General features: G+C 50.6%; 2 protein-coding genes and 2 pseudogenes. 3 read left to right on the top strand and 1 reads right to left on the bottom strand.

Annotated elements, in window-relative coordinates:
• Positions 1–600: ABC transporter permease (locus tag ACKLKD_RS27725; protein ID WP_420062006.1), on the top strand; the 600-nt coding region annotated here is incomplete at its 5' end.
• A 79-nt stretch (positions 601–679) separates the two neighbouring features.
• On the opposite strand, the pseudogene tnpA reads toward ACKLKD_RS27725, so the two are convergent.
• Positions 680–931, bottom strand: a pseudogene (gene tnpA, locus ACKLKD_RS27720) (IS200/IS605 family transposase); the annotation flags it as partial.
• Between tnpA and ACKLKD_RS27715 the strand changes: the two are divergent.
• Positions 932–1,340: pseudogene (locus tag ACKLKD_RS27715) on the top strand (IS3 family transposase); the annotation flags it as partial.
• 672 nt (positions 1,341–2,012) lie between these two features.
• Positions 2,013–2,311, top strand: a 299-nt coding sequence (locus ACKLKD_RS27710) for a hypothetical protein (protein ID WP_032159592.1), incomplete at its 3' end; no start/stop codon positions are given.

Below are 2,311 nucleotides of genomic sequence, written 5' to 3'. Positions count from 1 at the left end.
CTTCCTCTATATAATCCAACATTGGGATACGAATCTTTTATTATGCCGCTGGTTTTTATTATAATACTTCAGCAAACACTTATCTTTACCAGTTCTATGCTTATTGCATTGCGTAATAGTATCGGTTTAACAAAAATTAATTCATCTCAGTTTATCGGGACGTTTTTTGGGTTGTTTATGGTTGGTTTTTTTGGAGCGGTTTTTGTGTTTGGTTGGGTTTATTATTTGCAAGGGTATCCCAATGAAGGAAGTATGTTTTTACAGGTTTTGTTGATTGTTCTTTTTTCTGCGGCAGTAAGTTCAATGGGGATGTTGATTGGTAGTTTTCTGGATAACATCAACCGTCCAATGCAGATCCTATCGGCTACCTCGATGGTTATTTTTTATGCGTCAGGAGCCTCGTTTCCTACATTTAATATGCCTGAATGGGTTGTGAAAACGATGGTGATTTTCCCATCAAGTACAATGATAAGTGGGTTTACTATGCTGAACTCTCAGGGGGCAGGTATCTATGAGTTGGCACCCGTAATAATAAAAATATCTTTGCTAGCAATTATATTATTTTTACTTGCTATGTATCGTCTAGTTTGGCAGAAGTAAGTATCCTCCGGCAGAGCCGGAGGCTTTAGGGTGAGCGCCTCAAAGGCGCCGACAAACCATGAGCCGCCCAAGGCGCCTGTTATACGTTCAGATTCATCTGGTCGTAACGTTCGTCTTCTCGCTCTTGCTTGCGTATGTAAGCCCTGACCGTGGCTTCATCCAGGCCTACAGTTGAAACAAAATATCCTCGTGCCCAGAAAACTTCACCAGTGAAGTTTTTTCCTCTGCCGAACTGCCGGGCTATCGCTATCGCACTTTTCCCCTTCAGATAGCCGACGATTGTCGATACCGAATACTTTGGTGGAATGCTGATGCACATGTGAACATGATGCCGCTGCTCGATACCCTCCGCGTAAGTCACGGAGTCGGACCGGTATGCCATGAGCTGGATATCGCCCCGTCGACATACTACCGGTACCAGAACCAACGTCAGCATCCGGAAAAACGCAGTCAGCGTGACCGGCGTGATGACCAGCTGAAGCTGGAGGTACAGCGCGTGTACGACGAAAACTACAGTGTCTATGGAGTTCGTAAGGTCTGGCACCAGCTGCAACGGGAAAGCTTCAGCGTGGTCAGATGCACCATCGCGCGACTGATGAAAAGCATGGGGCTTACCGGCGTGCGGCGGGAAAAAAGTACGAACCATGGTCAGCAGGAAAGAAGCTGCGGCAGGCGGCCGGGTAAACCGTCAGTTCGTGGCAGAGCGTCCCAATCAGCTGTGGGTAGCAGACTTCACGTACGGTGTGCCCGGAGTTCAGGGCGGGCATGGATGCTTAAATGAACCGCGAGTCTGTCTGGAATATTGAACCGGTAACTCACGATGAGAAACCCAACAATCCCACCGGGTGTGACGGTGGAGAACCTGAGCGGCAGTGACCTGCGGCATGCCCGCAGGGTGATGTAACCCGCTGACAACGGGGATTGAGGCGAGATCACTAAGCCGAGATGATCCTCAAGGTTAAGTACTGAAAGGCTGAAGAACATGAACCCGTTAATCCGCCTCTGTGGGTTGAAAACGTCACCACGGCCTACGTGATCTGACAGGCCGTGCAGGAGGAACTGGCAGTGATACGTAAGCACTGCCGGTCGAAGGTGTTTTGACATGTATGCGAAACACCGGGGCAGCAGCGTCTATCACGCTTGCGTTGCTGACTTCTGCCAACTTGCGGCAAGCAAGGATAAAGAGTGCGACGGGCAGCCTCCTCAGTATGCCTGAGTCCAGGCAGGTAAACCGGGGAAGGTCAGCGACGGATGTTAAGGGGGCATGGCTCCGATGACGCGCTGGCTGGCGGAGCTTCCGTAGTAGTCCGCGATGGGGAAAGCCCATTACATGGCGAAGGGAAGCAGTTTGAATGTGTTTGCGACGTGAATTAACTGACCTAACGAGGTGAAGACCTTTGATAATCAGCGAAATGCAACGCAAGCTTGCCACATGGGCAGCCACCGATCCGTCCCTACGGATTCAACGGCTGCTGCGTCTGATAACACAACCAGAATGGCTGGCTGAAGCGGCGCGGATCACGCTTTCATCAAAGGGGGCCCATACCCCCGGCGTTGATGGCGTGAACAAAACAATGCTACAGGCCAGACTGGCTGTTGAGCTGCAAATCCTCAGGGATGAATTACTCTCAGGCCACTACCAGCCCTTGCCCGCCAGACGGGTTTACATCCCTAAAAGCAACGGCAAACTGCGACCACTGGGTATCCCCGC

It is taken from the genome of Klebsiella sp. 10982 (assembly GCF_048589245.1).
Taxonomy (GTDB): domain Bacteria; phylum Pseudomonadota; class Gammaproteobacteria; order Enterobacterales; family Enterobacteriaceae; genus Klebsiella; species Klebsiella quasivariicola.
The sequence above is the reverse complement of the archived record's forward strand: the minus strand, read 5'-3'. Positions and strand labels throughout refer to the sequence as shown.